This window comes from Streptomyces sp. NPDC059906 (assembly GCF_042730645.1).
GTDB classification, from domain to species: Bacteria; Actinomycetota; Actinomycetes; order Streptomycetales; family Streptomycetaceae; genus Streptomyces; species Streptomyces rubrogriseus.
Genome location: NZ_JBHWKU010000019.1, coordinates 1 through 21,578, shown reverse-complemented (window position 1 = coordinate 21,578; position 21,578 = coordinate 1). Strand labels below are relative to the sequence as shown.

Genomic DNA, 21,578 nt, shown 5'->3' with positions numbered 1-21,578 from the left:
GCGGCCGTCGCGTCGCGCACCTACGGCCGGTGCGGGCCGGGCGGCGCGTACGGGTGGTACGACGGTGCGTACGGCGGTACGGCCGGCGGTGCGTACGGGTTGTGCGGGGCCTGTGTGGTGTAGGGGGCCTGCGGGGCGTAGGGGCCGGGTGCCGTACGGAGGCCGTACGCGCCGGGCGTCCCGCCGTACGGATACGCCCACGGCGGCACCGCCACCGGCATCCGCACCGGCACGGGCGGCGGGGCGGTGGCCCGGGCCGCGTGGTCCAGGGCCGGGCGGGCCAGGTCCCGCAGGTGCCACAGGACGTCCAGCAGCGCCCGCTCCCGTGCGGCGAAGTCGGCGCCCGCCCGGCCCCGGCGGCCCCGCTGCCGCAGGAACGCCACCGAGGTCGCGCAGGCCTCGTACCGTGCCACCGCCCGCGCCCCTTCCTTCCCGGCGTGCCGGCGGGCGTACTGCCGGGCGATGCGGCGGGCCCGCATCGAGCCGAGCGCGTAAGGCTCCGCGGGCGTGAGCCATCCGGCCATGACGTACGCGGGCAGCTCGGCCCGCACGGTGCCCAGTTCGCGCTGCCGGGTCCAGATCACCAGCCAGGTCAGCAGGCCGAAGGACGGCACCATGAACGCCGCGTAGACGGCGAAGAAGCCGTACTCGCCGAACGCGGCCGAGCCGTTCCACAGGGCGTGCATGCCCATCGCGAGCAGCAGCCCGGCCAGCGGGAGCAGCGCCCGGCGCAGGCGGTGCCGGCCCGTCGAGAGCGCGGCGACGCCGAAGCCGATGCCGGTGAGCACGGTGAACAGCGGGTGCGCGAAGGGCGACATCACGACGCGGACGAAGAAGGTCGCGGCGGTGACCGAGGCGAAGCCGCTGTCACCGGTGAGCTGGTCGGTGCCGAAGGCGGTGCCCAGGTAGAGGATGTTCTCGGTGAAGGCGAAGCCGGTCGCGGTGACCCCGGCGACGACCACGCCGTCGACGATGCCGGTGAAGTCCCGCCTGCGGAACAGGAAGACCAGGAGGACGGCGGCCGCCTTGGCGGACTCCTCGACGACCGGCGCTATGACCGTGGCGCCCAGGGTGTCCGCGCTCGCCGGGTCGGCGGTCGCGGTGGCTATCCAGCGGGTCGCGAAGCTGTTGGCGACGATCGCTATCAGCGCCGCCGCGCAGGCCCCCCAGGCGAAGCAGAAGAGCAGGTTCCGCCAGGGGCCGGGGTCCACCCGGTCCAGCCAGCGGAACGCGGCCATGAGCAGCGGCACCGGCAGCACCGCCAGGCCCAGCCCCACCAGGAACCCCTGCGTGCCGGTCTGTTCGCGCACCAGGGCCAGGATCACCAGGCCGGAGAGCGCGAGCAGCGTGATCAGCGCGCCGTAACGGACCCAGGTCCGCTGCCACCAGTGCGTATGCCGGTGCACACGGGTCGGATACGGGGGACAGGTGGCCACGGCAGGACCCTAACCGGTGGGGAGCGGCTCCTTGTGCTGTACGCGACGGAAGAGCAGGTCGTTCACCACATGTCCCTTGTCCAGTCCCTGGCCCTCGAAACGGGTCAGCGGCCGGTGCTCGGGGCGCGGCGAGAATCCGCCGCCGGGCACGGTGTTCTCGAAGTCGGGGTGCGCGGTCAGCACGTCGAGCATCTGCTTCGCGTACGGCTCCCAGTCGGTGGCGCAGTGCACCACGGCCCCCGGGGCGAGCCGGGTCGCGGCCAGGGTCAGGAACTCCGGCTGGATCAGCCGGCGCTTGTGGTGCCGCTTCTTCGGCCACGGGTCGGGGAAGTAGACGCGCAGCCCGGCGAGGGAGTCGGGGGCGAGCATCTCGCGCAGCAGGATGATCGCGTCGCCGTTGGCCACCCGGATGTTGGACAGCTCCCCTCGCTCCGCGAGGCCCAGCAGGTTGCCCTGGCCGGGGGTGTGGACGTCGGCGGCGAGGATGTTGGTGTCCGGGGCGGCGGCGGCCATCCGGGCGGTGGCCTCGCCCATGCCGAAGCCGACCTCCAGGACGACGGGGCGGGCGTTGCCGAAGAGTTCGGCGAGGTCGACGACCCGCTGTCCGTCGATGTCCAGCCCCCACAGGGGCCACAGCCGTTGCAGCGCGTCCGCCTGCCCGGCGGTCACCCGGCTCCGCCGGGGCTGGAAGCTGCGGATCCGCCGCTCGAAGTGCGACCCGGCGGGATCGGCCTTCGGCCCGTCGGGGAAGCGGGGCTCGCCCTTGGCGCGGACGTGCCGCAGGGAAGCGGATGCGGCCTCGGGGGTGTGGTGGGAGTCAGACACAATGCGTCGATTTTAGACCGCGCCACGCGCCCGTGGTTGCGACAGGCCGTAGATGTAGTTAGAGTCTATAACGCAAGCGATTGGCTGAAGCGCCAGTTGAAGTGACAGTCGTACCCGTGGGGAGAGACACCGTGATTCACCACCAGATCCGCCTTGCCATGCGCCCCGACGCACCCCGGGACAAGGTCGAGGAAGCACTTGAGATGCTCCGCAGGATGGGGCGCGAGATCGATGCCGTCGCGTACTGGACGGTCGGGCGCGACGTGGGCGGCGACTTCGACTACGGAGCGATGTTCGCCGTCGAGGACATCGAGGGCTACCGGGCGTACATGCACGCCCCGCTGCACCGGCGGGTCGACGAGATCGGGCTGCCGCTGGTGCGCAACATGGTCTCCCAGGACCTGACCGACGACGAGGACCCGGCCACCGGCGACCGCATCCGCCAGATCCACGCCGAGCGCTTCGCGGGCGACCCGGCCCTCGTCGCCCTGATCGAGGGCCTCGGCTCGTACGAGGGCAGCAGCGCTCCCGGGCGCGGTTAGCCGGCCCGCCGCCCGCCGCCCGCGCCCGACGGGGTGCCGGGCGGTCGGGTGGTTCCTAGTCCGCCAGCATCGCCAGCGTTCTGCGGGCCACCTCCCGGCCGATGGGCAGGGACGCGGTCGCCGCGGGCGACGGCGCGTTCAGGACGTGCACCGCGTGGGCGCCCTCCTTGATCAGGAAGTCGTCCACCAGCGTGCCGTCCGCGAGCACCGCCTGCGCCCGGACCCCGGCCGGGGCGGCGACCAGGTCGCCCTCCGCCACCGCCGGCAGCAGTCTGCGGACCGCCGTGGTGAAGGCGCTCCTGGACAGGGACCGGCGCAGCTCGCCCGCCCCGTATCTCCAGTGCCGTCGGGCTATGTGCCACGAACCCGGCCAGGCCAGGGTGGCGCCCAGCTCGCGGGGGCGCACCACGCCCCAGCCGTATCCCTCGCGGGCCAGCGCCGGTACCGCGTTCGGCCCGACGTGGACGCCGCCGTCGATCCCGCGGGTCAGATGCACGCCGAGGAACGGGAAGGCCGGGTCCGGCACCGGATACACCAGTCCCCGCACCAGCTCCGGCCGCGCCAGCTCGTAGTACTCGCCCCGGAACGGGACGATCCGCATGCCCGGGTCGTCCCCGGTCAGCTGGGCGATCCGGTCGCAGTGCAGCCCGCCGCAGTTGACCAGAGCCCGGGCCCGGAGCACGTCCCCGGTGCGGGTCTGGACGGCGACGCCCAGGCCGGGGCGCCGGTCGACGCGGTGCACCTCGGCGCCGTAGCGGATCTCCGCCCCGGACGCCCGCGCGAGCTGCCGGGCCACGGCGCCGTAGTCGCAGATCCCGGTGGTGCCGACGTGTATGGCGGCCAGGCCCCGCACCTCGGGCTCGTACTCCTGGATCTGGGCGCCGCTCAGCTCGCGCACCGGTATGCCGTTCTCCCGGCCGCGCTGCACGAGGGCGTGCAGGCGGGGCAGCTCGGCGCGGTCGGTGGCGACGATCAGCTTGCCGGTGACGGCGTGGTCGATGCCGTACTCGGCGCAGAACTTGACCATCTCGGCGGCGCCCCGGACCGCGTAGCGCGCCTTGAGGGAGCCGGGGCGGTAGTAGACACCGCTGTGGATGACGCCGCTGTTGCGGCCCGTCTGGTGGCGGGCGGGGCCCGGCTCCTTCTCCAGGACCGTGACCTGGGTGCCCGGTGCCGCGCGCGTGATCGCGTACGCCGTGGACAGGCCGACGATCCCGCCGCCGATCACCAGCACGTCGCAGTCGTACACGGGGCTCCGAACGAGCCCGGCCCGCACTTCTTCCATGTCCCGGCCCACCTCCCACTTCGATAGTGCACTGCGCCACTGACAATGCCCTCAAACCCGTCAGGGGCGGGCGATCGGGCGATCAGGCCGGAGTCACCAGCAGGGGGCGGGCGCGCTCGCGCAGTTCCACCACGCGCGGCTCGTCGCCGTAGGGCTCCAGGCGGTGCAGGAGGTCCTTCACGTACTCGGTGGTACGGGCCGAGGAGATGCGCCCGGCCACCTCGACCGCCCGCACGCCCTGCTCGCAGGCCGCGTCCAGATTGCCGGACTCCAGCTCGGCCACCGCCGAGACGACGAGTCTGAGGCCGTGCGAGCGTACGAACTCCTCCGTCGGTTTCGACAGCGCCTGCTCGGTGAAGCGGCGGACCTGGCGTGGTGCCTTCAGGTCGCGGTAGCACTCGGCCGCGTCGGCGGCGAACCGGTCGTAGGAGTAGAAACCCAGCCACGTCGGATCGCTGTCGCCGGGGCGGGCGCGCTCCAGCCAGCTCTCGGCGGCCTTCAGGGCGGCGCCGGCCGCCACCGCGTCGCCCGCGCGCGCGTGGGCGCGTGCCTCGACCAGGCGGAAGAAGCTCATGGTGCGGGCCGTGGCCAGGCCGCGGTTGCGCTCCAGGGCGGCCTGGGCCAGGTCCACGCCCTCGTCGCCGAAGCCGCGATAGGTCGCCTGGAGGGACATGGAGGCGAGGACGTATCCGCCGAGCGGGACGTCGGCGGCCGCGCGGGCCAGGCGCAGGGCCTGGATGTAGTACCGCTGGGCCGCCTCCTGCTGGCCGGTGTCGAAGGCCATCCAGCCGGCCAGCCGGGTCAGCTCGGCCGAGGCGCCGAACAGGGCGCGGCCGACCTCGTCGGAGTAGGAGCCGAGGAGCAGCGGGGCCGCCTCGACGCGTAAGCACTCGGGGACCATCGAGGAACGCCAGTCGCCGCCGCCGTACTTGGAGTCCCAGCGGCGGGCGTCCTCGGCGGCCTCGCGCAGCTTCTGCACATCGCTGTGGCCGACTTTGAGCGGTGCGCCGGAGCCCTCCGCCGGGCCCACCTCGCGCGCCACCGAGCTGTCGGCCGGGGTTATCAGCCATCGGGAGGCGGGCGTCGCGTACGCGCTCACCGCGAACGAACCGGCGAGCGACTGCCAGATGCCGCCGCCGGTGCGGCGGCCGGCGAGGTCGAGACGGTACAGCTCGGTGGCGGACCTGACCGCCTGGCCGACGTCCCGCGGGAAGGCGAGGCCCACCTCGGGGGCGGGATCCGCGTCCGCCAGACCGATCTCGTGGAGCGGCACCGGGCGGCCCAGCTTCTGACCTATGGCCGCCGCGATGAGGTGCGGCGCGGCGCCCTGGGGCACCATGCCCTTCGACACCCAGCGCGCCACCGACGTCTTGTCGTAGCGAAGTGTCAACCCGCGTTGGGCGCCGAGGTCGTTGACGCGCCGGGCGAGTCCTGCGTTGCTGATTCCCGCGAGGGCGAGAACGGCGCCGAGCTTTTCGTTCGGCCCGCGTTGCTCCCTGGACATGCGCCACCCCTCGACACAGACGGCTGCCGCGCTGGCATAACCACGCGGCATTCGTAAACCCAGCGTAGTTCGCCGCATCCCAGGCGTTAAGAGGCATTGTTCCGGATGGCGGGATTGTGGTCCGTACTCAAGTGCGGTGCATGCACGGTCTGTTGCCGCGTGCTCCCGATGTGTGGCCGTGCGCCCGTGCGTGCGCTCTTCTCCGGCCACGGCGGGAGCGATTCCATGGGCGGTGCGTGGGTCGGCCCGCTGTACTGGATCCAGTGGGCTGGGGGACGCCGCCGCCTACATCCCCGCGGGCGGCGGACCGGTCCGGGGGGCGAGTCCCGTCCCCCGGACTGCGCGCCGCCGGTGACCTCACGGGCGGTGCGCGGAGTTTGTACGGAGCGTGTTCGAGTGCGGCCGCGTGGCGCCGATTTGGCTGAAAATCACCGTTGGTGATTTCGGGGTACAACCGCCCCCACCATGGGAGTTGAGGGCGCGTTGGGGAGCCAAAGGGCGCGTTGCGGGGGCGCATTCGCGTCGTCTTCGCCGCGGGAGAACGGGAGTTGACGGTCCCGCGGCGATGTCCCGGCGTTCTCGCGTGGGTCTCCGCGAGGCGCATTCGCGGAGCACACGCGGCTCCGCCGACGCTCCGTGGCGCGCCCTTCATGGCAGCATGGGGAACCAGTTCGTACGGTGCACTGGTTGTCCCCAGCCTGTGGAGGCGTCGATGCGGTGGTTGGTGGGGTGGAGCAGCGCCGCCGTGGGAGTGGGAGCAGCAGCGGGGATCGCCGGGGCGGGCGGCTCCGCCGGGGCCACCGGCTACGACGGTGAGACCGTGCAGCCCGTGGGCGCCCAGCCGTTGTGGGGCGACCCCGATCCCCTCTGGGCGGTGGGCGACTGGCGTCCCGACGAGGTGCGCGTCGTCGCCGCCGACGCGCAGACCCGGATCGCCGTGCTCGGCATCTGCGGTGCGAGCGACGAGCAGCTGCGGGTCGCGCTGTTCGCCGCGCGCGGGGGCGCGCTGCGGCATCTGACGGCGTGGCCCGGCAGCTACACGGCCGTCGTCCAGGTGGGCCGGCGGATCACCGTCTGCGGTGACCTCGCGGGCGCGCGGCCGGTCTTCCACACCCCCTGGGCGTCCGGCACCGCCTACGCGACCGCCGCGCTGCCGCTGGCCGACCTCGTCGAGGCCAACCTCGACTTCGGCCACCTCGCCGCGCTGCTCGCCACGCCCGACGTGCCGGCCGCGCTGGACGACTCCACCCCGTACGACGGCGTGAAGCGTGTTCCGCCGGGGCACGCGCTGATCCTGCGCGCCGGGGCGCGGGAGATCGCCGGGTACGAACCGGTGGCCTCGCTCGCCGTCGCGGCGCCCTCGGCCGACCCCGACCGCGCGGTGGACGGCGTGCGGGACGCCCTGGTGGACGCGGTGCGCACCCGGCTCGCCGCGCCGCGGCACGTCCCCGGGGACGGCATCGACCCCGGGCCCGTCCCGGGCATGGGGCCCGCGGAGCGGCGGGCGGCGCGGGGGATGCCGGTGCCGGGGATCGGGGCCGATCTGTCCGGCGGGCCGGCCTCGGGCACGCTGGCGCTGCTGGCGGCCGGGCTGCCGGGGATGCCGGGGACCGTGCTCGGGCACGGCACCGGGGCGGGGGAGCGGCTGCTGGCCGTCACCTTCAACGACCTCGCCGTCGGCGGGCAGGAGCCCGAGCTGGCGCGGGCGGGGGCGCTCGCGGCCAACCCGCGGCTGCACCACGTGGTGGTCACCGGCGGCGAGGACATGCTGCCGTACGCCGCCATGGACGGGCCGCTGACCGACGAACCGGGCTCGTCCCTGGTCGTCGCGGCGCGGCACCGGGCGCGGCTGGCGGCGGGCAGCGCGGACCACTTCACCGGGTACGGGGCGCGGCAGGTGCTGGACGCGCATCCGGCGCGTCTCGCCGATCTGCTCATGGACCGCAAGCGGCGCCATCTGGTCCGGCCGGTCGCCGCACTGGCCAAGGCCGACGGGTCGGTCCTGGTCCCCGCGCGCGTGTACGGGGCGGCGCGGCGGCTGGCGCGCACGCCGTACCGGAGCGGGCTGGAGGTGCTCGCCGAGCGGCTGCTGCGCAGACGGTTCGACACGCCGGGCGACGGGGCGATGGACGCCTCTTTGGCCGCGCTGACCTGGGCCGGGGCGGGGCCGGCGGCGCGGTGGCTGACCGGAGAGGCGCTGGCTGAAGTATCGGTTCGCCTGCAGACGTCCTCGCAGCGGTCGGGGGTGGGGCCGGGGCAGCGTCCGGGGGACTTCCGGGCGCGGGCGGCGCTGGCGCGGCAGGCGGCGGAGGTGCGGGTGCTCGAGCAGGCCGCGGAGATCCGCTTCCAGCGGCTGCACACGCCGTTCCTGGACAACCAGGTAGTGCGGGCCTGCCGGGCCCTGCCGGAGGCGCTGCGGGTGCAGCCGGGGGCGCGGGCGTCGATTTTGCGGACGGTGCTGGAGGGGGCGGGGGTGAGCGAGCTGCCGAGCGGGTGGGGGGCGCCCACGCAGGCGCTGGCGGCCTCCACGGCGCGGACGGGGCTGCGGGTCGCCGCGGACTCCCTGCTGGGGCTCTTCGACCGGCCGCTGCTCGCGGAGGCGGGGCTCGTGGAGGCGCGGGTCGTGCGCAAGGCGGTGCGGGCGGCGGCCGCGGGTGAGCCGCTGCCGCTGGACGGGCTGGCCGACCTCGTCTCGCTGGAGCTGTGGCTCGGCCGCCTGCTGGCCCGCCGCGGCACCTGCTGGACCGGCACCCCGGCCCGCCAGCGCGCGGTACCCGCGGGCATCGCGCCGCAGCGGGGGGCGCTGGGCGGGGCCGGGGCGGTCGTGCGGCGGGTCTGAGGCGGGCGGGTGCCTGCGGCGCCTGTGCGGCTGCGGTGGGGGTGCGCGTAGCGCCGTTTGTCCGGTGGGTGGGTCGGGGCCGCGCCGGGGGGTGTCCGTCCTCGGAACGGCGCGAAATCGGTCGGCCACAGAAGCGAACTTTGTTGACGCGCCAACCGCTGCGGGCGGACACCCCCCGACACGCCCCCTCCTCGCCGTACGCGGCTGACCGCTCGTCGTCCTCCGGCGCCCCTTCTCGCCGTACGCGGCTGATCGCTCGTCGTCCTTCGGCGCCCCTTCTCGCCGTACGCGGCTGCGGTCCGTCATTCTCCGGCGCCCCGTCCCGCCGTACGCGGCTCACCCGCCGCGCCGCCACCGCCCCCCCCTCCGCAGCTGCGGGCAGTCGTGCCGCTGGGGCGGCACGGGTGGGCGCAGCGGCACCCCGTTACGCAGGGCCGCGTCCCCCCTCACGCCCGCACCCACGCCGGGCCACGCGATCCACCACCCCCGCACCCACGCCGTGCACCAAGTACAGCGCCGGACCACGCGCCCCCGCACCCACCCCGCGTGCCATGACCACGCCGGATGCCCGCACCGCACCGGTGCGGCGACAATGTCTCCGTGCGGTACAGAATCCTGGGCGTCACCCAGACGGAGGACCACGGCACCGTCGTCAACCCCGGCGGTCCCCGCCTGCGCGCGCTGCTCACCGCCCTCGCCCTGCGCCCCGGCGACGTCGTCACCCCCACCACGCTGATCGACGAGGTCTGGGCCGAGGACGACCCTCCGCAGGACGCCCCCGCCGCCCTCCAGGCCCTGGTCGGCCGCCTCCGCCGTACCGTCGGCAAAGCGGCCGTCGCCTCCGCCCCCGGCGGGTACCGGCTCGCGGCGACTCGCGACGACGTGGACCTGTTCGTCTTCGAGCGCCTCGTACGGCGAGGCACCACCGCCCTCGCACGCGGCGACGCCCCGACCGCCGCCCGGCACCTGGACGAGGCGCTCGCCCTCTGGCGCGGCCCCGCCCTGGCCGACCTCCCCGGGCACGCCGCCGGCCCCGACGCCCTGCGCCTGGAGGCGACCCGCGCGCGTATCGAGGCCGGTCTGCGCCTCGGCGACGCCCACGACGCCGTACCGCGGCTGCGCGAACTGACCACCGCGCACCCGTACGACGAACCGCTGCACGCCCTCCTCATCGCCGCCCTGCGCGCCTCCGGCCGCGACGCCGACGCGCTGGCCGCCTACGAGAGCGCCCGCCGTGTCCTTGCCGACGGCCTCGGCACCGAGCCCGGCCCCCGGCTGCGCGCCCTGCACGCCGAACTGCTCGGCACCGGGGGCGCGCGGCGGCCCGCCCCGGCACCCGAGCGGGCCCCCTCCGGCGGACGCAAGGGCAACATCAGGCCTCGGCTGACCACCTTCGTGGGGCGGGAACTCGAACTCGACGCCCTCCGTACCGAACTGCCCGGGGCCCGCCTCGTCACCCTCACCGGACCCGGCGGATCCGGAAAGACCCGCCTCGCCGAGGAGGCCGCCGCCGGGCTCGAACAGGCATGGCTCGTCGAACTCGCCCCGCTCGACCGGCCGGAGGCGGTGCCCGGCGCGGTCGTCAACGCCCTCGGGCTGCGCGAGACCGTGCTGTTGACCGGCGACCGGCCGGCCGTCCAGGACGACCCCGTCGCGCTGCTCGTCGAGTACTGCGCCCCGCGCAGCCAACTCCTGGTCCTCGACAACTGCGAACACGTCATCGGCGCGGCGGCCCGGCTCGTCGAGACCCTGCTGACCCGCTGTCCGGGCCTCACCGTCCTCGCCACCAGCCGGGAACCCCTGGGCGTGCCCGGCGAGTCGGTGCGACCGGTCGAGCCGCTCACCCAGGAGCAGGCCCAGCGCCTGTTCACCGCGCGGGCGGGCGCCGTGCGTCCCGACGCGGACGCGGTCCTGCGCGACGAGGAGGCGGTCGCCGAGATCTGCCGGCGCCTCGACGGACTGCCGCTGGCCATCGAGCTGGCGGCCGCCCGGCTGCGGCTGCTCACCCCGCGGGAGATCGCCGACCGGCTCGACGACCGCTTCCGCCTGCTCACCTCGGGCAGCCGTACCGTCCTGCCCCGCCAGCAGACGCTGCGCGCGGTCGTCGACTGGTCCTGGGACCTCCTCGACGAGGCGGAACGCACGTTGCTGCGCGAACTGTCGGTCTTCGCGGGCGGCTGGGACCTGGCGGCCGCGGAGGCCGTGGGCACCGGGTCCGCCGCGGACCTCCTCGGGGCCCTCGTCGACAAGTCCCTCGTCGTCGCCGACCCGGGCGCGGACGGTGCCGCCATGCGCTATCGCCTGCTGGAGACCATTCACGAGTACGCCGGGGAACGCGCCGCCGAGACGCCCGGGCTGCGCGACGCCGCCGAACGCGCCCACCGCGCGTGGGCGCGCGCCCTGGCCCAGGAAGCCGACCCGCTGCTGCGCTCGGCCGGGCAACTGCCGTACATCTCCCGCCTGGAGACCGAGCACGACAACATCCGCGCGGCCCTCGAACGCTCCCTCACCGCGGGCGACGAGCCGGAGGCCGCGGCCCTCGCGCTCGCCATGGGCTGGTTCTGGTGGCTGCGCAACTACCGGCACGAAGGCGTCAGGTGGCTGGAGCGGGTGCTGCGCCTCGGCGCCGCCCTGGACGCGGGGGGCGGGCGGGTACCGGCGGCGGACGTCCTCGCCCGGCGTACCGCTGCCGCCGACCTCGTCGGCGCGCTCCTCGCCGGGAGCGGGGACGGTCCGACGCACCCACTGCACGCCCTGCGCATGCAGGTGCGGATGATGCACATCCTCCTCACCTTCGAGACCGAGCCGAGGGAGGGGCTGCTGGACGAGCGCATGCGGCGCTACGTCCGGCGGGTGCGGGACCACTTCGCGGCGGGCGGCCCCGAAGCGGCCCGGGTGCCCGGTCTCGTCTGGCCGCTGACCGAGTTCTTCGTCAGCGACTCCGGCGACGTCCAGGGATCCATGGACGCCTCCGTCGCCAACTGCCGTGCCTACGGCGGCGAGTGGGAGATCGCCGCCAGTCTCATGTTCCGTACGCACGCGGTGGTCGACATCTCGGGCACTTTGGCGGGCATCGACGCCGACCTGGCGGAGATGCGTGTGCTCAGCCGTCGGGTCGGCGACCGCCTCGTGGAGGCCCAGGTGTGCAGCGCCTTCGGCGAGGCCGCCATGGTGCGCGGCCGCTACGAGGAGGCCAGGGCCGAGTACGCGGAGGCACTGCGGCTCGCCGAGGAGGTGGGGGCCTTCGCGGAGGCGCCGTTCCTCATCGCCCGGCTCGCCGAGATCGCCTACCGCGAGGGGGACCACGGCACGGCACTGGGCGTACTCGACGAGGCCGGTGCCGCGGCCGACCGGTACGGCGTGGTGGACTCCAAGGCCTTCGTCCTGATGCTGCGGGCCGGACTCGCGGTGGTGGACGAGGAGTTCGCGCGGGCCCGCGTCCTGTGGGAGGCGGCCCGCGAGGAGTGCCTGCGCGGCACGCCGCCGCCGCAGTTCCTGGCCATGCTGGGGCTGGTGGACGCGCTCGTCACGGCGGGCGAGTCGGGACCGGGCGCCGCCTTGCCGTTGCTGGCGGACACCCTGCGGGCGGCCGTCGAGGAGCGGTGCGCCGAGCTGGTCCTCGCGACGCTGGTGGACAGCGCGGCCGGACTGCTGAGCGACCTCGGCGACCAGGCCCGTGCGGGGCGGCTGCTGGGCGCGGCCGGACACTGGCGCGGCGACCGCCCGCGCCCCATGCCGGACCGGGCGCACGCCGAGCGGGCCGAGGCCGCCGCCCGCGGTGTCCTCGGCCCGCAGCGGTACGCCGCCGAAGTGGCCGCGGGCGCCGGCCTCACGCCCGGGGACGTCGTCGGCGAGCTGGAGACGGCGGTGCGGCGGCCGGTCCCCGAGGCTCCTACGCGCAGGTGAAGCGGGACTGGGCCCAGTCCGCGAGCGCCAACGAGTCGAAGGGGCTGTGCGGCTCGGTCACCAGCCGCAGCGTCTCGCGTCCGGTGATGTCCACGTGGACCGGTACCGCGGGGTCCCCGCCCTTGACCGTCCCCGAGTTCCACAGCCGGACGTCGTCCGCGTACACCGAGAAGTGGACCTTGCCCAGCTTCATCGTCAGGTCGTCGACGCCGGCCAGCGCGTCGTAGGACGAGCACTCTCGGTTGAGGTCGATGGTGACCGAGGAGCGTCCGTTGACGGTGACGCCGTGTGCGTACGACACGTCGTCGACCGACAGGCCGGAGCGCTGCCACACCCAGCTGCTACCGGCCAGCCGCATCTCGGGTCCGGTGCCGTCGCCGCTCACGTCGTACGCCAGCTCGCTCCACTGGTAGACGGTCGGGGCGGGCGGCGGTGAGGGCGGAGGGGGCGGGGGAGGTGTCGGGGTGGGGGTCGGCTTCGGCTTCGGCGGGGGAGTCGGGGTGGGGGTCGGTTTCGGTTTTGGCTTCGGGGTGGGGGTGGGGGTGGGGGTGGGCGTCGGCTCGGGGGCCGCCACCGGTTCGGGTGGGCGGGGCGCTCGGGTCGAGGGCGTGGGGGTGTCCGGGGCGGGCTGCGCCACCGGTGAGGAGGCGGGCGGGGCGGCCCGCGGCGGCTCCTTGTCCGGGGTTTCGTCGCCGATCAGGGCCAGGGCCAGCGCCGCCGCCGCGGCCACCGCGACCACACCGGCCGCGATCCCCGCCTTCACCGGCGCGCCCAGCCCCTCGGAGGCCGCCGCACCGGCCCCGGCGCCCGCTCCGCCGGACGCACCGCCGCTCGCCGCGGCCGCCGCGCCCGCGGCTCCCGCCGCACCGGCGCCCGCGCCCCCGGCGATGAGCCCCGCCGCCTTCGCGTACCCGGCGACACCGAACCAGCCGATGACCGCGACGGGCACCACGGCGGGAATGCCGCTCGCGACCTCCTTGATCTGGGTCGCGGCCAGCCGGCACCGCGCGCACTCCTCCAGGTGTTTGCGCAGCCCGCGTTCGGCCCGGACGCGCAGCCTGCCGCGCGCGTACGTGCCGAGCTGGTCGGCGTAGCGGGCGCACTCCTCGTCGGTGGCGAGGGCATCGCTGACGTGGGCCTGGAGGTAGGCCTGCTTGAGCCCCTCGCGGGCGCGGCTGGCCAGGACACGGGTGCCGTTGGCGTCCAGCCCGAAGAGCATGGCCACCTCGCTCGGCGACTCGTCCTCGACCTCGGTGTGCCACAGCACGGCCTGCCACCGCTCCGGCAGCGACCGGAACGCCCGCATGGCCATCGACTGCTCGGCCTCGTGCATCGCGCGGACGTCGGCGCCCAGCTCCAGGGTGTCGTCGTCCGGCACCTTCGCGGTGTGCGCGGCCTGCGCGGCGAACACCGCGAAGTCCTCGACGAGTTGCTCCCGCCCGGCCGACCGGGTCCAGCCGGCGGCGACCCGCCGGACCGCGGTGAGCAGGTAGGCGCGTACGGCGTGCTCGGGACCCGAACCGCCGCGCACCGCCTGGAGCATGCGGGCGAACACCTCGGCGGTGAGGTCGTCCGCGGTGTGGGCGTCGCGGCAGCAGGTGCGCGCATACCGGCGTACCGCGTCCGCGTGGCGCCGGTACAGCTCCTCGTAGGCCGTGTCGTCGCCCGACCGCATCCGCCCGATCAGCTCGGCGTCGGACGCCGGAAGCTCGCGCGGCGGCGGCAGGATGCCGTCGTCGTACAGGTCGCGCGGCGGCGGCAGGACGCTGTCCTCGTGCAGCTCGCGCTGGGCCGGGACACCGGTCCCGGCAGGGCGCTCGTCCTCGGCGGGACCCTCGCGGCCACCGTCCCGGCCGGGGCCCCGCACGCCGTCCCGGGCGGGAGCGGCGTCCCGCCCGGCCCGGGGCGGACCGCTCTGGCCCGGCACCTGCGGCGAGTCGCCCGCCCGGGCGTCACCGTCCCCGGTGCGGCCGCCCCGGCTCTCGCCGGTCCCGACGTCACCGGGACCGCTCTCGCCGTCACCGAGTGACCCGTCCCGCCCGTCAACGCTCATCGCGGAAAGCCCCCGCCAACCTGCCCAGCCAGTCCGAACACCGGGTCAGCGTGCCATATTGGCTTTTGTTCAGGACCCCCCTGTGCCGACCGTCACTCGTCTGTGCGGACTTCACGGGCCGCGGTAATAACGCTCAGCCGTTCGGGGAAGGAGATACGGGCCCCCGACGGCGCCGCCGCGTCTCACACCGGCCGCGACCGCAGCCCTTCCAGCAGGATGTCCAGCAGCCGGGCCGAGGCCGCCGCCTGCTGGGCCGGGTCCGGCAGCGAGGGCGCCGCCGTGGCTATGACCAGCAGTACGTCCGACACCGATACGTCGGGCCGCAGCTCGCCCGCCGTGCGCGCCCGCTCCACGAGCCGGCCCACGACCTCCAGCAGCGCCGCGGCACCGTCGTCGCCGACCATGGAACCCGCTCCAGAACCCGCTCCAGAACCTGCCACAGCTCCTGCCGCAGGTCCGGTGGCAGAGGTTGCGACAGGGCCCGCGGCGTCCGGGACGGAACCTCCGACGGCGGCCGACGCCCTGGCCGCGGCCGACTCCTCGGGCACCAGCCGCAGCTCGCCGGTGCCCGGCTGTATCCGCTGCTGCGGCACCCGCGGATCACCGGCGGCCGCACCACCGGAACCGCCCACGCCACCGTCGGTCTCCGCGTCGTCCGCCACCCCGACCCGCAGCACCTGCGGCGGCAGCAGCCGGCCGGCGCCCGAGGCGACCGACGTCCGCAGGAAGCGGGACAGCGCCGACCACGGCTCGTCCTCCTGCCCGAGCGCCGTGCGGGCCTGGTCGGTCAGCCGTGCCGTCTCCTCCTCGGCTATCCGGCGCACCAGCACGTCCTTGCTCGGAAAGCGCCGGTACACCGTGCCGACACCGACCCGCGCGCGCCGCGCCACGTCCTCCATCGGCGCGCCGTACCCCAGCTCGCCGAACACCTCCCGCGCCGCGCGCAGCACGTGCTCCAGATTGCGCTGGGCGTCCACGCGCAGGGGCGCGCTCCGTGCCACGTCTCCGCGTGCGCCGCCCGCCGCCGTACTCATCGCACCGCCGGGCGCGACGGCCGACGCGGACGACCAATGAGAATCCTGAACATGCATAGACAATCCCCCGGTAATGACGTCTCCCCCCGGAGACACTCCCCGCCATCGAAAACGGAGTGCGTGGAACGGGCCCGGTTGCGCGGCCCGCCCGTCGCGGACCCCATGAGCACATCCCCCTGCACGCCGTGGGAAAGAACATAGTTGAGCGGGAGTCAATTCAGAAGGGGCACGTTCCGCACGGAGCGCCCCCCGATCGGAGCACGGATCGCACCCGCCCCGAACGTGCCGCCCTCCGAGCCCCCACGCACCCACGCTGACCTGCGTGATCAGGCCGTGCGAGGTTGATTCCCGCGGCTGGGCGCCCAGACGATCTCCGGTCACACAAATTGACGAGCCTGTGGACAAACGCAAGCGCCGGGTGCGTCATGGGATGGTGAAGGAACGTGCGCGCATTCTCGTTGTCGGCGGTGGCTACGTCGGGATGTACACGGCCCTGCGGCTGCAACGGAATCTCAAGGGCGAACTGCGGCGGGGCGAGGCCGAGATCACGGTCGTCACGCCCGACGCCTACATGACCTATCAGCCGTTCCTCCCCGAGGCGGCGGCCGGTTCCATCTCCCCCCGGCACGTCGTCGTGCCCCTGCGCCGGGTCCTCGGCCAGTGCGACGTCGTCGTCGGCGAGGCCCAGTCCATCGACCACACGACCCGCACCGCCACCGTCACCACCCTCGCCACCGACGAGGCGAAGACAGGCGCCCGCCGGCTGACCTACGACGAACTCGTCCTCGCCCCCGGCTCCGTCTCGCGCACCCTGCCCGTGCCCGGACTCGCCGACCACGGCGTCGGTTTCAAGACCGTCGAGGAGGCCATCGGCCTGCGCAACCACGTCCTCGAACAGATGGACATCGCGTCCTCCACCCGCGACCCCGCCATCCGCGACGCCGCCCTCACCTTCGTCTTCGTCGGCGGCGGCTACGCGGGCGTGGAGGCCCTCGGCGAACTGGAGGACATGGCCCGCTACGCCGCGCGGTACTACCACAACGTCACCCCCGAGGACATGAAGTGGATCCTCGTCGAGGCCTCGGGCCGCATCCTGCCCGAGGTCGGCGAGGAACTGGGCCGCTACACGGTCACCGAACTGCGCCGCCGCAACATCGACGTACGCCTGGACACCCGCCTCGAATCCTGCGCCGACCGCGTCGCCGTCCTCAGCGACGGCTCCCGCTTCCCCACCCGTACGGTCGTCTGGACGGCCGGCGTCAAACCGCACCCCGTCCTCGCCGCCACCGACCTGCCCCTCGACGACCGAGGCCGGCTCGCCTGCACCGCCCACCTGTCGGTCGACGGCGCCCCGCACGCGTGGGCGGCCGGTGACGCGGCCGCCGTCCCCGACGTCACCGCGGCGGAACCCGGCCGGAACTGCGCCCCCAACGCCCAGCACGCCGTCCGCCAGGCCAGGGTCCTCGGCGACAACGTCACCCACGCCCTGCGCGGCGAGCCCCTCGACACCTACGCGCACCGGTATGCGGGCTCCGTCGCCTCCCTCGGCTTCCACAAGGGCGTCGCCCACGTCTACGGGCGCAAGCTCAAGGGCTACCCCGCGTGGTTCATGCACCGCGCCTACCACCTCAGCCGCGTCCCCACCGTCAACCGCAAGGCCCGCGTACTGGCCGAATGGGTGATCGCCGGGCTGTTCAAACGGGAGATCGTCTCCCTGGGATCACTCGAACATCCGCGGGCGGAGTTCGAACTCGCGGCCGGTGGAAAGCCTTCCCAGGAGCCCCCGCACAACCCGAAGGGGTCGTCCTGAGCGGACTCAGGAACTCCCCCGGCCAGTGGGGCGTCTGACGGATGTCGGCCAGGCGGGCACCCTGCCAGACTGGTCCACCACCGCGGGCGCGCCGCCGCTCGCCCCAGCGCGGCCCCCGGGGCCCGGGCCGCCCCGGCCCGCCCCGGTCCCCGGCCGCCGACAACTACACGAGGCAAGGATTCGTGAACTTCACGCGCTGGAGCGCCCGACTCCCCGGAACACAGCGCCGCGCCGCCGCGCGGACCGACACGGCCCTCTCCCCGGACCGGCGGGCGGACGGCTCCGTACCCGCCGCCCGTGCCGAACAGCTGACCGACGAGGCCCCGCTCGCCGCCGACGTCCCCGGCGTCGACGAACTGCCCGTCCGCGACGTCCTCGGCCGGGTCCCGGCCCTCGTCGCCCTCCTGCACGGCCCCGAACACCGCCTCGCCTACGTCAACGACGCCTACGTCGCCGCCTTCGGCATCCGCGACCTCGGCGCCCGCGCCCGCGAGGCCCTCCCCGAGCTGGACGAGCCGGGCCTCTTCCCGCTCCTGGACCAGGTCCAGCGCAGCGGCCGGCCCCGCACCCTCAAGTCCCGCAAGGCCCCGGACGGCCGCTCCTACACCTTCACCTGCACCCCGGTCACCGCGGGGCACAACGGCGACGGCCGCGGAGTGCTCGTCTTCGCGACCGACGTCACCGACCACGCCGAAGCCGCCGGCCGCCTGCGCGCGAGCGAACGCAGCCAGCGCGAGACCGCCGTCACCCTCCAGCGCTCCCTCCTCCCGCAGGAGCTGGAGGAGCCCGACGACCTGCGCGTCGCCGCCACCTACCACCCCGGCGGCACCGAGGCCGCGGTCGGCGGCGACTGGTACGACGTGATCACCCTCGGCGGCGGCCGCACCGCCTTGGTCATCGGCGACGTCATGGGCCGAGGCGTCCGCGCGGCGGCCGTCATGGGCCAGCTCCGCACGGCGGTCCGGGCCTACGCCCGCCTCGACCTGCCCCCGCACGAGGTGCTCCAGCTCCTCGACGGCCTCGCCGCCGAGATCGACGCCAACCAGATCGCCACCTGCGTCTACGCCATCCACGACCCGAACGAGGGCCGGCTGGTCTACGCGTCCGCCGGCCACCTCCCCATCCTGGTCCGCGACGAGGACGGCACCGTCCAGCGCGCCGACGAACCCACCGGCCCGCCGCTCGGCACCGGCGGCTGGATCCACGCGTCCGGCTCGATCGCCCTGCCCCCCGGCTCCACGGCCGTCCTCTACACCGACGGCCTGGTCGAACGCCGCGACGAGGACCTCGACGAGGGCATCGCCGGCCTGGAGCGCGCCCTGTCCGGCGCGACCGGTACGCCCCAGGTGGTCTGCGACCGGCTGGTCCGCTCGGCGGGCGTCACCCCGGACCACGACGACGACGTCGCCGTCCTGGTCCTCCAGCACCCCGCCCGCAAGGGCGCCGAGGCCGAGCTGTTCCGCAACGCCGCCCTGGAGCTGCTCGGCGGCGTGGAAGCGGCCCCACGCGCGCGTGCCTTCGCCTCCGGCGTCCTCACCAGCTGGCGCTTCCCCACCGAGCTGCACGACCTCGGCGTCCTGGCCACCAGCGAACTGGTCGCCAACTCCCTCCAGCACGGCACCCCGCCGATGCGGCTGCGGCTGCGCCGTACCGACCGCCGCCTGATCATCGAGGTGACCGACGGCGACGACCACCTGCCCCGCCGCCGCCGCGCGGAGCCGGGGGACGAGTCCGGCCGGGGCATCGCCATCGTCGCGACGATCGCCACCAACTGGGGATCCAGACGCACCCCGGGCGGCGGCAAGGCCGTCTGGTGCGAGTTCGTCCTGCAGAAGCCCTGACCGACGGCGAAGCGGGTACCGAAGGACCCCGGCCCCGCCGCTACCCGCCCGGCCCGCTCACGCCTCCGCGGCCACCACGGCGTCGGCCGGCGCCCCGCCCTGCGTGACCACCCGGCTCCTGGCCAGCGACGGCTGATTCTGCACATCGGTGAGCTGCCGCCCCAGCCGCACCGCCAGCACCGTGATGCCCAGCGAGAACAACAGGAACGCCACGATGTACGGCGCGTGCAGCGAGGCCCCGAGCGGCCCGCCGACCGCCGGGCCGATCGCCAGCGCGAGCTGCTTCACCAGGGCGAAGGCGGAGTTGTACTGCCCCGCGAGACCGGTCGGCGCCAGGTCCGCCACCAGCGGCGCCAGCGTCGGCGACAGCATCGCCTCACCCAGCCCGAACAGCGCGTACGTCGAGATGAAGGCGGCCGTCGCCATCGTCTGGCTGCCGTGCCCCAGCCCGGCGTACCCGGCCACGGCCCACGCCACGGCCCAGATCAGCCCCACGGACGCGATGACCCGGGACCGCTTGCGCCGCTCCACGAACTTCAGCACCGCGAACTGCGCGATCACGATCATCAGCGTGTTCGCCGCCAGCGCGGTCCCCAGCGCGGACGTGGAGATCCCGGCCGCCTCGACGCCGTACGCGCTCAGCCCCGACTCGAACTGCCCGTAGCAGGCGAAGAACAGCACGAAGCCCAGGACGCACAGCTGCACCATGGCCCGGTTGCCGAGGAGCTGCTTCCAGCTTCCGCCGCCGGCCTGTCCCGGCGCCCCCTCGATCCGCGGCGCACGCGGCGCACGCACCGTCGCCATGACGGCCACCAGCACCAGGAACATCGCCGCCTCGATGGCGAACAGCAGCGTGAAGGACGACGCGCTCGTGGTGTCGACCAGGTGACCGCCGATGAGCCCGCCGACGCCGAGCCCCAGGTTCTGCAGGAAGAACTGCGTCGCGAACGCACGCGACCGGGTCTCCGTCGTCGAGCAGTCCACGATCATCGTCGCGAGCGCGGGCTGCATCACGGCCTGCCCGGCTCCCAGCGCGGCGGCGGACAGCAGCACCGTGCCGGCCGAGGCCGACAGCCCGAGGCTCAGCGCGCCGAGCGCGGCGGTGACCAGGGCGACCAGCAGCACCGGCAGCGGACCCCGCCGGACGATGGCCCGCCCGGCGAACGGCAGCACGATCAGCGCGGCCACGGCGAAGACGGCGAGCACGAGGCCCGCCGTGACAGAACCCAGTCCCCGTACCTGCGCCACATAGACGTACAGGTAGGGGACCGTGAAGCCGAGTCCGAACGCGCTGAGTGCGTTGCCCACGTGGATCCGGCGCATCGCCGCGCCCATTGCCCTGGTCACGTTCACCCTCTCTTGATCTCTCGGATCGTCCGCTCCAGCCCTTAGAGCTGAAGACTTAGAAGCTAAAGTTCGAATGTAAAGAGTACATACCGAAGGACTTCAAAGCAAAGGAGCCGCGTGCCATACTGCAGCCATGGGCGACACCTCCGGCGCCGGCGAGCCGACACTCGAAGAGCAGATCGCCGCCTACCAGCGCGAGTTCCAGGACCTCGACCCCCAGGTCGAGAAGATCGTCTCGGCGCTCTCCCGCCTCAACCGCCGTATGAACGTCGCGTACGGCCGTCAGACCGCCGAGCTGGGCATCAGCAACACGGACTGGGAGGTGCTGAAGGCCCTCGTGCTCTCCGGCGCCCCCTACCGGCTCGGCCCCGGCGACCTCGCCAAGCGCCTCGGCCTCACGCCCGCCGCGATGACGCACCGGATCGACCGCATGGTGACGGAGGGCCTGGTCACTCGGGAGCGCGACGAGAACAACCGGGTGCGGGTGATCGTCGCGATCACGGCGGAGGGGCGGGAGAAGTGGCTGGCGGCCATGCGCCTCGCCACGGTCTTCGAGGAGGACCTGCTCCAGGACCTCTCCGCCGACGACCGCACCGCCCTCGGTGAGGTGCTGACCCGCCTCCTGCGCAGGGTGGAGCACGCACAGCCGGACGCCGGTGGCCGGCTCAGCGACCTCGATTAAAGATCTTGACAGCGATGCTTGACAGTCCCCTACGGGATCCGTAAAGTTCTTCGGGTTGCCACCGGACCGTAACGGTTCTGCGGCAGCACCTCCCGCCGCAGCAGCGGCAATCAAACCACCAGCACGATCCCCAAGTGGGAATGGCTTCGGCGCGCCCGAATTCAATTCCGCTGGGCACTCGTCGGCCCGATCGACCCCGATTGGGAATCGCCGAGAGGGTCCGCTAAGGTTTGAGACGTCGGAACGGCCCAACAGCCGGGACGACAACCCCCCTCTGACGGGGAATCAGGACCCGAAAGGATCTGATAGAGTCGGAACCGCCGGAAAGGGAAACGCGAAAGCGGGAACCTGGAAAGCACCGAGGAAATCGGATCGGAAAGATCTGATAGAGTCGGAAACGCAAGACCGAAGGGAAGCGCCCGGAGGAAAGCCCGAGAGGGTGAGTACAAAGGAAGCGTCCGTTCCTTGAGAACT

At 74.1% G+C, this 21,578-nt stretch carries 13 protein-coding genes; 6 read left to right on the top strand and 7 right to left on the bottom strand.

Translation table 11 applies throughout. The features are described 5' to 3' along the window. Window positions 1–20 precede the first annotated feature (20 nt). Entirely contained in the window at window positions 21–1,436 is a 1,416-nt protein-coding gene (locus tag ACFV9J_RS26050; protein WP_385357650.1) for a PrsW family intramembrane metalloprotease, read from the bottom strand. Window positions 1,437–1,445: 9 nt separating this feature from the next. Further along, window positions 1,446–2,261 (bottom strand): tRNA (guanosine(46)-N7)-methyltransferase TrmB, encoded by an 816-nt coding sequence (trmB, locus tag ACFV9J_RS26045; protein ID WP_385357648.1) that lies wholly within the window; start codon window positions 2,259–2,261, stop codon window positions 1,446–1,448. Between the two features lie 131 nt (window positions 2,262–2,392). Between trmB and ACFV9J_RS26040 the strand changes: the two genes are divergently transcribed. Next, complete coding sequence (locus ACFV9J_RS26040; protein ID WP_385357646.1) at window positions 2,393–2,803, top strand: Dabb family protein; 411 nt, start codon at window positions 2,393–2,395, stop codon at window positions 2,801–2,803. 55 nt (window positions 2,804–2,858) lie between these two features. Here the strand turns inward: ACFV9J_RS26040 and lhgO are convergent, their stop codons facing one another. Together lhgO and ACFV9J_RS26030 are read right to left on the bottom strand one after the other, a co-directional pair. Then, a complete protein-coding gene (lhgO, locus tag ACFV9J_RS26035; RefSeq protein ID WP_385357644.1) occupies window positions 2,859–4,088 on the bottom strand; it encodes an L-2-hydroxyglutarate oxidase in 1,230 nt (409 codons plus the stop codon). A gap of 82 nt (window positions 4,089–4,170) precedes the next feature. Next, window positions 4,171–5,592 carry a hypothetical protein gene (locus ACFV9J_RS26030; protein ID WP_030404821.1) on the bottom strand — a complete coding sequence of 474 codons (1,422 nt, stop codon included), beginning with the start codon at window positions 5,590–5,592 and terminating at the stop codon, window positions 4,171–4,173. Window positions 5,593–6,304: 712 nt separating this feature from the next. Between ACFV9J_RS26030 and ACFV9J_RS26025 the strand changes: the two genes are divergently transcribed. Both ACFV9J_RS26025 and ACFV9J_RS26020 read left to right on the top strand, forming a co-directional pair. Continuing rightward, window positions 6,305–8,431, top strand: a complete 2,127-nt coding sequence (locus ACFV9J_RS26025; protein ID WP_385357642.1) for an asparagine synthase-related protein — start codon at window positions 6,305–6,307, stop codon at window positions 8,429–8,431. Between the two features lie 600 nt (window positions 8,432–9,031). Beyond that, complete coding sequence (locus ACFV9J_RS26020) at window positions 9,032–12,337, top strand: BTAD domain-containing putative transcriptional regulator (protein ID WP_385357640.1); 3,306 nt, start codon at window positions 9,032–9,034, stop codon at window positions 12,335–12,337. On the opposite strand, the gene ACFV9J_RS26015 is transcribed toward ACFV9J_RS26020, so the two are convergent. Both ACFV9J_RS26015 and ACFV9J_RS26010 read right to left on the bottom strand, forming a co-directional pair. Further along, window positions 12,324–14,390 carry a sigma-70 family RNA polymerase sigma factor gene (locus ACFV9J_RS26015; RefSeq protein WP_385357638.1) on the bottom strand — a complete coding sequence of 689 codons (2,067 nt, stop codon included), beginning with the start codon at window positions 14,388–14,390 and terminating at the stop codon, window positions 12,324–12,326. The two genes, ACFV9J_RS26020 and ACFV9J_RS26015, sit on opposite strands and share 14 nt — an antisense overlap. Before the next feature lie 182 nt (window positions 14,391–14,572). Beyond that, window positions 14,573–15,481, bottom strand: coding sequence for a TetR/AcrR family transcriptional regulator (locus tag ACFV9J_RS26010; RefSeq protein WP_385357635.1), 909 nt, complete (start codon window positions 15,479–15,481; stop codon window positions 14,573–14,575). A 373-nt stretch (window positions 15,482–15,854) separates the two neighbouring features. Here ACFV9J_RS26010 and ACFV9J_RS26005 point away from each other — a divergent pair, with 373 nt between their 5' ends. After that, entirely contained in the window at window positions 15,855–17,234 is a 1,380-nt protein-coding gene (locus ACFV9J_RS26005) for an NAD(P)/FAD-dependent oxidoreductase (protein ID WP_385357632.1), read from the top strand. 182 nt (window positions 17,235–17,416) lie between these two features. Continuing rightward, entirely contained in the window at window positions 17,417–19,075 is a 1,659-nt protein-coding gene (locus tag ACFV9J_RS26000; RefSeq protein ID WP_385357630.1) for a SpoIIE family protein phosphatase, read from the top strand. Window positions 19,076–19,132: 57 nt separating this feature from the next. Here the strand turns inward: ACFV9J_RS26000 and ACFV9J_RS25995 are convergent, their stop codons facing one another. Further along, window positions 19,133–20,410, bottom strand: a complete 1,278-nt coding sequence (locus ACFV9J_RS25995) for an MFS transporter (RefSeq protein ID WP_385357930.1) — start codon at window positions 20,408–20,410, stop codon at window positions 19,133–19,135. A gap of 145 nt (window positions 20,411–20,555) precedes the next feature. On the opposite strand from ACFV9J_RS25995, the gene ACFV9J_RS25990 reads away from it, so the two are divergent. Then, window positions 20,556–21,104, top strand: a complete 549-nt coding sequence (locus ACFV9J_RS25990; protein WP_102929878.1) for a MarR family winged helix-turn-helix transcriptional regulator — start codon at window positions 20,556–20,558, stop codon at window positions 21,102–21,104. The last annotated feature ends 474 nt before the right edge of the window (window positions 21,105–21,578 follow it).

Coding starts and splice junctions, on each gene's coding strand:
- ACFV9J_RS26010 (WP_385357635.1), bottom strand. CDS start 15,481: ATGCATGTTCAGGATTCTCATTGGTCGTCCGCGTCGGCCGTCGCGCCC.
- ACFV9J_RS25995 (WP_385357930.1), bottom strand. CDS start 20,410: ATGGGCGCGGCGATGCGCCGGATCCACGTGGGCAACGCACTCAGCGCG.
- ACFV9J_RS26030 (WP_030404821.1), bottom strand. CDS start 5,592: ATGTCCAGGGAGCAACGCGGGCCGAACGAAAAGCTCGGCGCCGTTCTC.
- ACFV9J_RS26015 (WP_385357638.1), bottom strand. CDS start 14,390: ATGAGCGTTGACGGGCGGGACGGGTCACTCGGTGACGGCGAGAGCGGT.
- ACFV9J_RS25990 (WP_102929878.1), top strand. CDS start 20,556: ATGGGCGACACCTCCGGCGCCGGCGAGCCGACACTCGAAGAGCAGATC.
- ACFV9J_RS26005 (WP_385357632.1), top strand. CDS start 15,855: ATGGTGAAGGAACGTGCGCGCATTCTCGTTGTCGGCGGTGGCTACGTC.
- lhgO (WP_385357644.1), bottom strand. CDS start 4,088: ATGGAAGAAGTGCGGGCCGGGCTCGTTCGGAGCCCCGTGTACGACTGC.
- ACFV9J_RS26025 (WP_385357642.1), top strand. CDS start 6,305: ATGCGGTGGTTGGTGGGGTGGAGCAGCGCCGCCGTGGGAGTGGGAGCA.